Annotated in this window: 12 protein-coding genes; 11 read left to right on the top strand and 1 reads right to left on the bottom strand. The window is 57.6% G+C overall.

The window, feature by feature from the left end; translation table 11 throughout:
* The first annotated feature begins 3 nt into the window (after nucleotides 1-3).
* From C5F52_RS19045 to C5F52_RS19035, 3 genes are read left to right on the top strand one after another with little or no spacing between them, the layout of a single operon-like run.
* Nucleotides 4-930, top strand: a complete 927-nt coding sequence (locus tag C5F52_RS19045) for a tyrosine recombinase XerC (protein ID WP_104800001.1) — start codon at nucleotides 4-6, stop codon at nucleotides 928-930.
* Between the two features lie 14 nt (nucleotides 931-944).
* A complete protein-coding gene (locus C5F52_RS19040; protein WP_104799937.1) occupies nucleotides 945-2,177 on the top strand; it encodes a class I SAM-dependent rRNA methyltransferase in 1,233 nt (410 codons plus the stop codon).
* A gap of 18 nt (nucleotides 2,178-2,195) precedes the next feature.
* A complete protein-coding gene (locus C5F52_RS19035; RefSeq protein WP_104799936.1) occupies nucleotides 2,196-3,302 on the top strand; it encodes a GTP-binding protein in 1,107 nt (368 codons plus the stop codon).
* Between the two features lie 311 nt (nucleotides 3,303-3,613).
* Here the strand turns inward: C5F52_RS19035 and C5F52_RS30070 are convergent, their stop codons facing one another.
* A complete protein-coding gene (locus C5F52_RS30070) occupies nucleotides 3,614-3,853 on the bottom strand; it encodes a hypothetical protein (RefSeq protein ID WP_236657926.1) in 240 nt (79 codons plus the stop codon).
* On the opposite strand from C5F52_RS30070, the gene dksA reads away from it, so the two are divergent.
* The 8 genes from dksA to mraY all read left to right on the top strand — a co-directional run bounded on the left by dksA (nucleotide 3,840) and on the right by mraY (nucleotide 12,607).
* Nucleotides 3,840-4,796 carry an RNA polymerase-binding protein DksA gene (gene dksA, locus C5F52_RS19025; protein ID WP_236657925.1) on the top strand — a complete coding sequence of 319 codons (957 nt, stop codon included), beginning with the start codon at nucleotides 3,840-3,842 and terminating at the stop codon, nucleotides 4,794-4,796. The genes C5F52_RS30070 and dksA overlap by 14 nt on opposite strands.
* Before the next feature lie 311 nt (nucleotides 4,797-5,107).
* The gene (mraZ, locus tag C5F52_RS19020; protein WP_104799933.1) at nucleotides 5,108-5,536 is read left to right on the top strand and encodes a division/cell wall cluster transcriptional repressor MraZ; all 429 of its coding nucleotides are present in this window, start codon (nucleotides 5,108-5,110) and stop codon (nucleotides 5,534-5,536) included.
* A gap of 9 nt (nucleotides 5,537-5,545) precedes the next feature.
* Nucleotides 5,546-6,475, top strand: coding sequence for a 16S rRNA (cytosine(1402)-N(4))-methyltransferase RsmH (gene rsmH / locus C5F52_RS19015; RefSeq protein ID WP_104799932.1), 930 nt, complete (start codon nucleotides 5,546-5,548; stop codon nucleotides 6,473-6,475).
* Nucleotides 6,472-6,765: a cell division protein FtsL gene (gene ftsL, locus C5F52_RS19010; RefSeq protein ID WP_104799931.1), complete on the top strand. Its 294-nt coding sequence runs from the start codon at nucleotides 6,472-6,474 to the stop codon at nucleotides 6,763-6,765. The genes rsmH and ftsL overlap by 4 nt, the downstream gene beginning before the upstream one ends.
* The gene (locus C5F52_RS19005; RefSeq protein ID WP_104799930.1) at nucleotides 6,762-8,504 is read left to right on the top strand and encodes a penicillin-binding protein 2; all 1,743 of its coding nucleotides are present in this window, start codon (nucleotides 6,762-6,764) and stop codon (nucleotides 8,502-8,504) included. The genes ftsL and C5F52_RS19005 overlap by 4 nt, the downstream gene beginning before the upstream one ends.
* A complete protein-coding gene (locus C5F52_RS19000) occupies nucleotides 8,504-10,021 on the top strand; it encodes a UDP-N-acetylmuramoyl-L-alanyl-D-glutamate--2,6-diaminopimelate ligase (RefSeq protein WP_104799929.1) in 1,518 nt (505 codons plus the stop codon). The genes C5F52_RS19005 and C5F52_RS19000 overlap by 1 nt, the downstream gene beginning before the upstream one ends.
* Nucleotides 10,014-11,438 (top strand): UDP-N-acetylmuramoyl-tripeptide--D-alanyl-D-alanine ligase, encoded by a 1,425-nt coding sequence (gene murF, locus C5F52_RS18995; RefSeq protein WP_104799928.1) that lies wholly within the window; start codon nucleotides 10,014-10,016, stop codon nucleotides 11,436-11,438. Before C5F52_RS19000 ends, murF begins: the two co-directional genes overlap by 8 nt.
* Complete coding sequence (gene mraY, locus C5F52_RS18990) at nucleotides 11,429-12,607, top strand: phospho-N-acetylmuramoyl-pentapeptide-transferase (RefSeq protein WP_104799927.1); 1,179 nt, start codon at nucleotides 11,429-11,431, stop codon at nucleotides 12,605-12,607. The genes murF and mraY overlap by 10 nt, the downstream gene beginning before the upstream one ends.

The raw sequence follows: 12,607 nt of genomic DNA, 5'->3' as shown, positions 1-12,607 counted from the left end.
GTGATGGATTGGGTGGCCCGCTACCTCGACCATGTGCGCTTTGAGAAGCGACTGGCCGAGCGCACGTTGGCGCTGTACACCCTCGATCTGCAAAAACTCAGCAGTTACGCCGAGCAATCGCGTGTGGCGCTGGATGCGGTGCAGAGCACGCACATTCGCCGTTGGGTGTCGCAGATGCACGCAGGCGGTCGCAGCGGGCGTGGCATTGCGTTGATCTTGTCGGGCTGGCGCGGTTTTTATGTGTGGATGGGCCGCGAAGGCTTGATCAGCGCCAACCCCGTGCAAGACATCCGTGCCCCCAAATCGCCCAAACCCTTGCCCAAAGCGCTGAGCGTGGATGACGCCGTGCAGTTGGCCGACTTCACGCCAACAGACCCCGCGAGCGACCCGTGGCTCAACAGCCGCGATGCGGCGATGGTGGAGCTGCTCTACGGCTGTGGTTTGCGCGTGGGCGAGTTGACGGGCTTGGATGTGCAGGCCAGCGCCATCGCCAAAGGTTGGATTGACTTAGAAAGCGGCGATGCCCATGTGCTGGGCAAAGGCAGCAAACGCCGCAGCGTGCCTGTCGGGCGTAAAGCGTTGGAGGCGTTGCAAGCGTGGATCGCCGTGCGCGGGCAGGGCGTCAAGCCCGCTGCCGCTGATCAAATGGCCTTGTTCATTGGCCAGCACGGCACGCGCTTGACGGCGCAAGCCATTTGGCAGCGCCTGCGTCAGCGCAGCTTGCAAGCGGGCTTGTCGACCCCCGTGCACCCGCACATGCTGCGGCATTCGTTTGCCAGCCATGTGCTGCAGTCCAGCAGCGACTTGCGGGCGGTGCAAGAGTTGCTGGGTCACGCCAACATCACCACCACGCAGGTGTACACGCGGCTGGACTTTCAGCATTTGGCGCAGGCTTATGACGCGGCGCATCCGAGGGCGCGTAAGAAGTAACGACAATGGTCGGTATGAAATCGATCAAACTCAGAGAAGGCAAAGAGCGCTCCGCGCTGCGCCGCCACCCGTGGATTTTTGACAGCGCCATTGCCAAAGGCAGTGGCGACGCGGGCGAGACCGTGCGGGTCGAAGCCAACGATGGCAAGTTCCTCGGCTGGGCTTCGTTCAGCCCCGCCTCCAAAATTCGCGCACGCATTTGGAGTTTTGACGAAGGCCAGCGCATTGACGCTTCGTTCTTCAAAGCGTCCATCGCCCGCGCCATTGCAGCGCGCAGCCGATTTGACATTCAAAGCAATGGCGTGCGTTTGATTCATGGCGAGTCCGATGGTTTGCCGGGCCTCATCGTGGACCGTTACGACGACATCTTGGTGGCCTCTTTTCTCTCATGCGGTACCGAGCGCTGGAAGTCTGTGATTGCCGACGAGCTGCTGGCGCAAACAGGCCTGACCAAGCTCTACGAACGCTCAGACTCCAACGTGCGCAAGCTCGAAGGTTTGCCCGAAGTCACAGGCTGGCTGCGCGGCGAGGGCGCCACGGGTGTGGTGCTGCGCGAGCACGGTTGGCAGTTGTCGCTGGACGTGGCTGAGGGACACAAGACCGGTTTTTATTTGGACCAGCGCGACAGCCGTAAGAAGTTTGCCGATTACGCCCGTCGCTTGCAGTTTCAGCGCGTGCTCAATTGCTATTGCTACACCGGTGGCTTCACCGTGGCCGCTTTAGCGGGCGGTGCGGCACATGTGACGTCGATCGATTCGTCTGGCCCCGCGATTGAGCTGGCCAAAGCGAACGTTGCGTTGAACGGTTTTGACGCCGCACGCACCACCATGATGGATGCGGATGTGAATGCGTCGTTGCGGCAGTTCATTCAAGAAGGCCGCACGTTTGACGCCATCGTGCTCGACCCGCCCAAGTTTGCGCCGTCTGCCGCGCATGCCGACCGTGCGGCGCGCGCCTACAAAGACATCAACCGTTTGGCATTCAAGCTGTTGGAGCCGGGCGGCGTGCTCTTCACCTACAGCTGTTCGGGCGGCATCAGCGCGGATTTGTTCCATAAAATTGTGGCCTCTGCGGGCACTGACGCGCCGTGTGACGGCTACATCAGCGAGCGCATGCAAGGCGCGCCCGACCACCCGATGACCTTGGCCTTCCCCGAGGGGGAATACCTCAAAGGTTTGGTGGTTGTCAAAGCGGCGGAACTGGTTGAAAAAGCCGCTGCCGCCACCATCTCTCCAGATTCACTCTAATTTCTAGAAGGCTCTCTTATGTTGATCCCCGCCACCATCCTGACCGGCTTTTTGGGTTCAGGCAAAACCACGCTGCTCAAGCGCGTGCTGACCGAGGCCCACGGCCAAAAGATTGCGGTCATTGAAAACGAGTTTGGCGAAGAAAACATCGACAACGAGATCTTGGTGTCTGACACCAACGAGCAAATCATTCAGATGAACAACGGCTGCGTGTGCTGCACCATCCGTGAAGATTTGCGCACCACGCTGCAATTGCTGGCCGCCAAAAAGCGCAAAGGCTTGCTCAACTTTGACCGCGTGGTGATCGAGACCACCGGTTTGGCCGACCCTGGCCCTGTGGCGCAGACCTTCTTCATGGACGACGAGATTGCCGAGAGCTTCTTGCTCGACTCCATCTTGACCTTGGTCGATGCCAAGCATGCTGCCCAGCAGTTGAACGACCGCCAAGAAGCGCGTCGCCAAGTGGGCTTTGCCGATCAAATCTTCATCAGCAAGGCCGATCTGGTCTCGCCTACCGAGTTGGATGCTTTGCAGCACCGCCTCAAGCACATGAACCCGCGCGCGCCACAAAAAGTGGTGCACTTTGGCGAGGTGTCGTTGGCCGAGGTGTTTGATTTGCGTGGGTTCAACTTGAACGCCAAGCTCGACATCGACCCCGACTTCTTGTCGGACGACGACCATCACCACCATGACGGCGAGCATTGCGACCACCCCTCGCACAAGCATGACCACGACCATGAACACGGTGAGCACTGCGACCATCCCTCACATGCGCACGATCACGCACATGCGCACGACCATGGTCCCGGTCACCACCATCACCACGATGACGATGTGAAAAGCTTCGTGTTCAAGTCCAAGCGCCAGTTCGACCCCGCCAAGTTGGAAGACTTTTTAGGCGCCATCGTCAATATTTACGGCCCCAAGATGCTGCGCTACAAAGGCGTGCTCAATATGAAGGGCACCGAGCGCAAGGTGATTTTCCAAGGCGTGCACCAGTTGATGGGCAGCGATTTGGGCCCTGAATGGGCAGAAGGCGAAGAGCGCCTCAGCAAAATGGTGTTCATTGGCATTGATTTACCCAAAGATATCTTGGTGCAAGGCTTAGAGCAGTCTTTAGTTTGATAAATGAATCGATGCACCAAGACTTGAAAAATGGTGCTTCTGTTTGTGGCTACAATCCCGCGCGCCAGACCCAAGCTGTGACGCCGCCGCCTTTTTGGATGCGTCACAGGGTTCCAACCCTCGCACACACCCGTGCGGTAAAGGCCTGCGAGGAGACACTCTGTGAACGCTAAAGCCCGAAAACCCGCTTCTAAGAAGCCTGAAATTGCGAAAAAAGCAGTTAAAAACGGTGCATCGCCCAAAGCGGTTGCGAAAAAAGTAGTGAAAAAACCTGTCGCAAAGCCCACGGCTGTGAAAGCGGTTAAAGCTGTTCAAACGGCTAAATCTGCAAAAACCACCACGGTGGCAAAAAAGGCAGCGCCTGCCAAAGTTGCTGCAAAGCCCGTGGCTAAAAAGGTGGCAGCGAAGGCGGCTGCAAAACCGGTGGCTAAAGTGCCGGTCAAAGCACCCGCTAAATCGGCATCTAAAGTGACGACCAAAGCGGTGGCCAAGCCTGCGGCGAAAGTTGCCGCTAAAGCAGCAGCTAAGAAGTCTGTTGTGAAAGTGCCCACGAAAGCGCCCACGAAAGCGCCCACGAAAGCGCCTCTGCCTCTCAAAGCGGCTGCCAAACCCACCGCTAAAAAAGCGGAGAAGGCACCCGTCGTGAAAGCGGCAGCTAAGGCGGCCAAACCTGCGGTCGAGAAAAAAGCAGCAGCGAAAGCCGCGCCAGTCAAGGCTGTGAAGTCTGAGAAATCAGCTGCGCCGAAAGTCGTGGCGGCCAAGCCAGAGAAAACAGTCAAACCTCCTAAAGCAGTCAAGGCGCCTAAACCCGCCAAAGAGCCTAAAGTCAAAGCCAAGCCTGTGGCGGCACCCATCGTGCATGTGGTGCCCATCATTCCTGGTTACACCCCCGTGGTGCACAAGAAAAACTCCAGAGCTGCCAAGATGGCGGCTTTGGTTCCTCCCCCGCCAGCTCAAGTGGTGGCGTCGAACGCCGCCAAATCTAGCTTCATGCCGATCTCGGCTCCTTTTGCCCCAACTATTGTTCCTGTGATACCTACCAAAGACGCCAAACTCGCCAACAACTGGAAATCCAAAACGGCTGAACAGCTCACCGATGCTGAAATCATTGCCATGCCAGACAGCGAGTACATGAATGACACGCAAATGGCGTTTTTCCGACTCAAGTTGGTCACACTCAAAAATGAAGTGTTGAGCAACGCTAGCGAAACCACCGAGCATTTGCGTGAAGACACCGTGGTGGTGCCTGACCCTGCCGACCGCGCGACCATCGAAGAAGAGCATGCTTTGGAGCTGCGTACCCGTGACCGCGAGCGCAAGTTGCTCAAGAAAATCGAGCAGTCCATCCACCGCATTGACAACGGTGACTACGGTTACTGTGACGAGACGGGTGAAGCCATCGGCGTCGGCCGTTTGTTGGCGCGTCCCACGGCAACCTTGTCTTTGGAAGCGCAAGAGCGCCGCGAGATCAAACAGCGTATGTTTGGGGATTAATGATTTGTCGGTTTTGATAAATATTTGATCAGCAGGCCCTTGGGCCTGCTTTTTTTTTGCAGTCCAGAGGTCTTGATAAGCCACTTTTACAGACCTTCCTAAGTGCTTCATTTATATAGATTTTTAGCTCTGTAGGTAAATCTTAAAATCGTCGTAAGTCCTTGATTTCATTGAAAAAAATCCAAATACTGCTGGCCTTGTTGAATTTTCCTGCTACAGTGCAAATAAGTGCAAATAAGTGGTGAAAAGTGCGTTTTGGCATTTGTCGCTTAAGAGCTTTATGTGTGTAGCCAAGGAAAAAGGTCGCTTTCGTGTTTCAGGGTGCTTCATCGCTGAGTCTTGACGCCAAAGGTCGTCTGTCGGTGCCAACGCGGCATCGCGACGTCTTGAGCGCAACCGCGGCTGGGCAACTGACGATCACGCGCCATCCGCACGGCTGTTTGATGGTGTTTCCGCGCCCTGAGTGGGAGAAGTTCCGCGAGCGTATTGCCGAGCTGCCCATGAGCGCGCAATGGTGGAAACGTATTTTTCTAGGCAACGCGATGGATGCGGACATGGACGGCACGGGCCGTGTGTTGATCTCCCCTGAGTTGCGAACTGCAGCGGGTATCAGCAAAGACACCATGCTGCTGGGAATGGGCAATCACTTTGAACTTTGGGACAAGGCGACCTATGAGGCGCAAGAAGCCCAAGCCATGCAAGGGGAGATGCCTGATGTGTTCAAGGACTTCTCTTTTTAAAGGATAACGGTGGAACAGCCCTGGCAGCACACCACCGTCCTACTGCACGAAGCGGTCGAGGCGCTCGACATTCAGCCGGACGGAACCTACGTAGACGCGACCTTTGGTCGTGGTGGGCACTCTCGTCTGATTTTGTCGAAGTTGTCGCCGCAAGGTCGCTTGATCGCGTTTGACAAAGACCCTGACGCGATTGCGGCCGCTGCCCAAATTCAAGACCCCCGTTTTTCGATTCGCCACCAAGGCTTCACCGATTTGGGTGAATTGCCGGCGGGCAGCGTGGACGGCATTTTGATGGATTTGGGGGTCAGCTCCCCCCAGATCGACAACCCCGCACGCGGTTTCTCATTTCGATTTGAAGGCCCCTTGGACATGCGCATGGACACCACGCGTGGCCAAAGCGTGGCCGAGTGGCTGGCCGAGGCAGAGCTCCAACACATTGCGGAGGTGATACGTGAATATGGCGAAGAACGGTTTGCTTTACAGATTGCAAAGGCGATTGATGCTCGCCGACAAGAAGGGCGCTTGCCTACAAGCACCTCTGAATTGGCCCAGCTCGTGGCTGACACGGTCAAAACCCGCGAGTCGGGTAAGAACCCTGCAACGCGCACATTTCAGGCTTTTCGGATTTTCATCAATGCCGAGCTTGAGGAGTTGCAACAAGCGCTAGAGGCCACGTTGAAGGTGTTGCGTCCCAAAGGCCGCTTGGCCGTGATCAGTTTCCACTCGTTGGAAGACCGCATCGTCAAGCAATTCATCACCAAACATTCGCGTGAGGTGTACGACCGTCGTGCCCCATTTGCCGCACCGAAGGTGATGGAGTTCAAACCCGTCGATCGCATCAAGCCCAGTGCTGAAGAGCTCAAAGGCAATCCACGTTCGGGCAGCGCCATCATGCGTGTGGCCGAGCGCTTGGGCGGCGATGCGGAGGCGCGGTCATGAGCCGCGTGAGCTTGGTCTTGTTTTTGGCCGTCATGGCCAGCGCCTTTTATTTGGTGCGCACGCAGTATGAGTCGCGTTCATTGACCACAGAGATTGACCGGGCCACCAGCGAAGCCCGTCGTTTGGAAATTGAGAACGACCGTTTGGATGTGGAGCGCCGTGCGCAAGCCACGCCGCTGCGTGTTGAAAAGCTCGCTCGTGAGCAGTTGCGCATGCGCACCATCACGCCAGCCATCACGCAATATGCCGCCTTGCCCAGCAGCGCTGCCTCCGCGCAGGTGAAGCCATGATCAAGAGCAGCCGCAGCGTTCAATACAGCTCCAGCCCATTGTTGGCCAGCAAGACGCCGATTTGGCGAAGCCAATTCATCGTGGCGTGTATTGCGTTCGGCTTTTTGGGTTTGGTGGCGCGCGCGGCCTATGTGCAGGTGATTGACAACGCGTTTTTCAAGCGCCAAGGCACCGTGCGTTTTGTGCGCAATTTGGAGTTGCCTGCCAACCGTGGTCGCATCTTGGACCGCAATGGTCACATCTTGGCGTCTAGCGTGCCCGTGCCCAGTATTTGGGCCAACCCTGAAGACATCGAGCGTGACCCCGTCAAGCTCAAAAGCTTGGCCAAGCTCTTGGAGATGAGCCCAGCCGAGTTGGATAAAAAGCTCAAAGACGAAGACAAAATTTTTGTCTGGATCAAACGCCAAGTGGACGAGTCCGTTGCCAAAGAAATCGAAGCGCTCAACATCAAGGGTGTTTACTTGCGCAAAGAGTACAAGCGCATTTATCCCGAAGGCGAGGCTGTGGCGCATGTGGTGGGTTTCACCAACGTCGAAAACTTAGGCCAAGAAGGCGTGGAGCTGACCTTCAACAAAGACTTGGGTGGCAAAGCAGGTTCGCGCCGCGTGATCAAAGACCGTTTGGGACGCGTGGTCGAAGACGTGGGCGAGATGGTGCCGCCTGTTGATGGGCGAGATTTGCAGCTCAGCATCGACAGCAAAGTGCAGTACTTTGCGTATGAAAAGATCAAAGAAACCGTGTTAGCCAACAAAGCTGCCGCTGGCAGCGTTGTCGTTTTGGATGTGCAAACCGGTGAAATCTTGGCGCTCACCAACTACCCTAGCTATTCGCCGGGTAAACGTGGCAACTTGAGCGGTGCGCAGCTGCGCAATCGCGCGCTGACCGATACCTTTGAACCCGGCTCCACCATGAAGCCTTTGGTCATTGGTTTGGCCTTGGAGAAGGGCGTCGTCAAGCCCGAGACCATGATCCAAACCGCGCCTGGTCGCTTGCAGATGGGCACCGCCACCATCACCGATTCGCACCCTCACGGCATGCTCAGCGTGAATGAGGTGATTCAAAAATCCAGCAACGTCGGCACAGTCAAGATCGCCATGCAAATGCAGCCCCACGACATGTGGGAAATCTTCACGCAAATGGGACTGGGGCAAAAGCCCCAAGTGCCGTTTCCGGGGGCTGTGTCTGGCAAAGTTCGCGCTTACAAAACATGGCGTCCGATCGAACAGGCGACCATGAGTTATGGCTACGGTTTGTCGGCCAGTTTGTTTCAACTGGCGCAGGCCTACACCGTGTTTGCACACGATGGTGAGCTGTTGCCCGTCAGCTTGGTGAAGATTCAGCAGCCTGCGGCAGGCGCCCGCGTGTTGTCCAGCAAAAACGCTGCGGCCATTCTCAACATGCTGCACATGGTGACTGGTCCGGGCGGCACAGCGGTCAAGGCGCAGACCATGGGGTACTCCGTGGGCGGCAAAACGGGGACCGCTCACAAGGTCGAAGGCAAGGGTTACGCAGGTAAAAAATACCGCGGCTTTTTTGTCGGCATCGCGCCCATTGAAAACCCACGCATCGTGGTGGCTGTGATGGTCGACGAGCCGACCAACGGCTTGTATTTCGGTGGCGATGTGGCCGCACCCGTGTTCAGTCAAACCGTTCAGCAAACGCTGCGTTTGATGGGCGTTCAGCCCGACATGGCGGTCAAGCCCCAAGTGTTCACGCAAGTGGAAAAGGAGTCCTTCTGATGAAGCGACTTCACACGCATCAAGAAGCGGCGCAGTGGCTGCACAGTCGCGTACGCGGCGTGTTGCACACCGACAGCCGTCGTGTGCAAGCGGGTGACGGTTTCGTGGCTTGGCCAGGCGGTGTGACCGATGGCCGTGTGTATGTGGCGCAAGCTCTGCAACAAGGGGCTACGGCTTGTTTGGTGGAGTACCAAGGCGCCGACCAGTTTGATTGGCCTGCATCGGCTGACAACGCGATTGCCGCTTACGACGGTTTGAAGGCTGCCAGCGGCCCCATTGCAGCGGCTTATTACGAACAGCCCAGCCAAGCACTCGATGTGGTTGCGATCACCGGCACCAATGGCAAAACCTCCACCGCGTGGTGGCTGGCGCATGCTTTGGGTCAAGTGGGGCAACGTTGTGCCATGGTGGGCACCTTGGGGGTGGGCGAAGTCCATGCCCTCGAATACACGGGCATGACGACGCCAGACCCAGTGTTGTTGCAGGCCCGTTTGCGCGACATGGTGACGGCTGGCGTGGATGCCTGTGCCATTGAAGCCTCGTCCATCGGTCTGGCTGAGCACCGTTTAGATGGCGCCCAAGTGCGCGTTGCCATGTTCACCAATTTCACCCAAGACCATTTGGACTACCACGGTGACATGGCCAGTTACTGGCAAGCCAAATCTGCGTTGTTTGATTGGCTAGGTTTGCAAGCCGCCGTTGTGAATGTGGACGACGCGCAAGGCGCCCTCTTGGCCACGCAACTCAAAACTGCGGGCAAACGCAGCGTGTGGACGGTGTCGTGCGATGCATCCACCGCACAGCGTCTGTCGGCATTGCCCGCGCAACATGTGCAAGCCTGCAACATCACGCACGGACACTTGGGTTTGAGTTTTGATGTGGTGGAAGGCGCGGACACGCACCACCTCGACACCCGCTTGGTGGGCCTCTACAACATCAGCAATGTGTTGGGTGTGTTGGCTTGCCTGCGCGCCGTGGGCCACAGTTTGGCCGACGCCGTTCAAGCGTGTGCCCAATTGCCAGCCGTGCCAGGCCGTATGCAAGCCCTGACGGCTGACGGCGCGCCCTTGGTTGTTGTGGACTACGCCCACACCCCAGATGCGGTGGCGCAAGCCGTGCAAGCCTTGTTGCCATTGGCGCAATCGCGCGGTGGCGATGTGACCTGCGTGTTGGGTTGCGGTGGCGATCGTGATGCGGCCAAGCGTCCGTTGATGGCCGCTGCCGCTGAGCAGTGGGCTCAGCATGTGGTGCTGACCAGTGACAACCCGCGCAGCGAAAATCCACAAACGATTTTGAACAGCATGTTGACGGGCTTGCAGCGCGCCCAGAGCGCCACGGTCATCGTCGACCGCGCCCAAGCCATTGCTCACGCCGTGGTCAGCGCCAAGCCCGCAGACGTGGTGTTGATTGCTGGCAAAGGCCACGAAGATTACCAAGAGGTGATGGGCGTCAAACATCCGTTCAGCGATGTGGCCCATGCCCAAGCCGCTTTGGCACAAAGGAGCGTCCATGTCTGACATGAACCTCCGTCTACAACGCATTCAATCGTGGCTGACCGATGCCCGATTGGTGGGCGATGCGCAGCAAGTGGTCCAACGCGTGCACACCGACAGTCGCAGCTTGCAACCCGGCGATTTGTTTGTGGCCCTCAAAGGCGAGCGCTTTGATGCCAATGATTTCTTGGCCGATGTGGCCGCCCAAGGCGCCACTGCTGCGCTGGCGCACCACGGTTTAGCTGCCGCCCAGTTGGCAGGCTTGGAAGTGCCCGACACGCGTGTGGCTTTGGGTCAATTGGCCGCAGGCTGGCGTGCTCAGTTTGCCTTGCCTGTGATCGCCGTGACGGGCAGCAATGGCAAAACCACCGTCACCCAAATGATCGCCAGCATCTTGCGTGCGGATGTGGGTGACGATGCCATGGCCACCCAAGGCAACTTGAACAACGACATTGGTGTGCCTCAAACCCTGCTGCGTTTGCGCGCACACCACCGCCGTGCGGTGGTGGAGTTGGGCATGAACCACCCCGGCGAAATTGCCGGTTTGGCCACCATGACCCAAGCCACCGTGGCCTTGGTGAACAACGCGCAGCGCGAGCATCAAGAGTTCATGGCCACGGTCGAGGCGGTGGCGCAAGAAAACGGCGAAGCGCTCAAAGCCTTGCCCGTAGATGGCGTGGCGGTCTTCCCTGCCAACGACACCTATTCCGAGTTGTGGCAAACCTTGGCGGGCGAACGCCGTTGCCTGCGTTTTTCCAACCAAGTGTTGGCAGCAGGCCAAGCCATGGCTGAGGTTCAGTTGTTGCAAGCCGACTGGCACCAAGGCCATTGGGTGGTGCGCGCTCAGACGCCCGCTGGCGAGTTGGCCATTCAGCTTCACATTGCCGGTCGTCACAACGTGGGCAATGCCTTGGCTGCAACGGCTTGTGCCTTGGCTGCGGGCGTGCCGCTGGCAAAAGTGGTCGAAGGGCTGAACAGCTTTGAGCCGGTCAAGGGCCGCTCGCGTGCTTTTGAAGTTCAGTGCCAAGGCCGCACCATCACCGTGGTGGACGACACCTACAACGCCAACCCAGACTCGGTGCGCGCGGCGATTGACGTGTTGGCCGAGTTGCCCCAACCCCGTTTGTTGGTCTTGGGCGACATGGGCGAAGTGGGCGATCAAGGCTCCGAGTTTCACCAAGAAGTGGGCGTACATGCCTTGCACTGCGGCATTGAGCACGTCCTGTGCTTGGGCGATTTGGCCGCGCACAGCGCACAAGCGAGCGGCCCACACGCACAACACTTTGACGACATCGACAGCCTCAAGGCACGCGTGCAGGCGCTCTTGCCGAACGTGGGCAGCGTGTTGGTCAAAGGCTCACGATTCATGAAGATGGAGCGGGTGGTGGACGCCATCACCGCTGCACAAGACCTCACAAAGGAACACACGCCATGCTGCTGATGTTGGCCCAATGGCTGCAAACTCTGTCGCCCGATTTCGGGTATTTCCGCGTTTTCCAATACCTCACCTTCCGTGCGGTGATGGCGGCGTTGACGGCGTTGCTGATTGGCCTGATCGCCGGGCCCGCTGTGATTCGCCGTTTGGCTGCGCTAAAGATTGGCCAACCCATTCGCGAATACGCCATGCAAACGCATTTGGCCAAGAGTGGCACGCCCACCATGGGCGGCGTGTTGATCTTGATTGGCATCGCGGTGTCCACCTTGTTGTGGGCCGATTTGTCGAACCGATTTGTGTGGATCGTGATGATCGTCACCTTCGGTTTTGGCGCGGTGGGTTGGGCCGACGATTGGCGCAAAGTGGTCAACAAAGACCCCGAAGGCATGCCTTCGCGTGAAAAGTATTTGTGGCAATCAGCCATTGGTTTGCTAGCCGCTTTGTACTTGGTGTTCAGCATTTCCGAGAGCAGCAACTTGCGCGTGTTGGAGTTGTTCTACTCGTGGGTGAAGTCGGGTTTTGATGTGAACTTGCCGCCCAAGGCCGGTTTGCTCTTGCCCTTCATCAAAGAAGTGAGCTACCCGCTGGGTGTGTTTGGCTTTGTCATCATGACTTATTTGGTCATCGTGGGCTCCAGCAATGCCGTGAACTTGACCGACGGCTTGGATGGCTTGGCCATCATGCCCGTGGTGATGGTGGGTTCTGCTTTGGGCGTGTTTGCGTACGTCACCGGCAGCTCGGTTTACTCCAAATATTTGCTGTTCCCCTACATTCCCGGCTCTGGCGAATTGATGGTGTTTTGTGCCGCGATGGCGGGCGCGGGCTTGGCCTTTTTGTGGTTCAACACCCATCCCGCCCAAGTCTTCATGGGCGATGTGGGCGCGTTGGCGCTCGGTGGCGCTTTGGGCACCGTGGCCGTGATCGTGCGGCAAGAAATTGTGCTGGCCATCATGGGCGGCATCTTCGTGGTCGAAGCCTTATCGGTCATGGTGCAAGTCACATATTTCAAATACACCAAGAAGAAATTTGGCGAAGGTCGTCGCATTTTGAAAATGGCGCCGCTCCACCACCACTTCGAGAAAAGCGGCTGGAAAGAAACCCAAGTCACCGTGCGTTTTTGGATCATCACCATGCTGCTGTGCTTGGTGGGTTTGTCGACTTTGAAGCTGAGATAA

The organism is Limnohabitans sp. TS-CS-82 (genome assembly GCF_002943475.1).
The sequence above is the reverse complement of the archived record's forward strand: the minus strand, read 5'-3'. Positions and strand labels throughout refer to the sequence as shown.

Coding starts and splice junctions, on each gene's coding strand:
- C5F52_RS19000 (WP_104799929.1), top strand. CDS start 8,504: ATGAAGCGACTTCACACGCATCAAGAAGCGGCGCAGTGGCTGCACAGT.
- murF (WP_104799928.1), top strand. CDS start 10,014: ATGTCTGACATGAACCTCCGTCTACAACGCATTCAATCGTGGCTGACC.
- C5F52_RS19040 (WP_104799937.1), top strand. CDS start 945: ATGAAATCGATCAAACTCAGAGAAGGCAAAGAGCGCTCCGCGCTGCGC.
- C5F52_RS19035 (WP_104799936.1), top strand. CDS start 2,196: ATGTTGATCCCCGCCACCATCCTGACCGGCTTTTTGGGTTCAGGCAAA.
- ftsL (WP_104799931.1), top strand. CDS start 6,472: ATGAGCCGCGTGAGCTTGGTCTTGTTTTTGGCCGTCATGGCCAGCGCC.
- C5F52_RS19045 (WP_104800001.1), top strand. CDS start 4: ATGGATTGGGTGGCCCGCTACCTCGACCATGTGCGCTTTGAGAAGCGA.
- mraY (WP_104799927.1), top strand. CDS start 11,429: ATGCTGCTGATGTTGGCCCAATGGCTGCAAACTCTGTCGCCCGATTTC.
- C5F52_RS19005 (WP_104799930.1), top strand. CDS start 6,762: ATGATCAAGAGCAGCCGCAGCGTTCAATACAGCTCCAGCCCATTGTTG.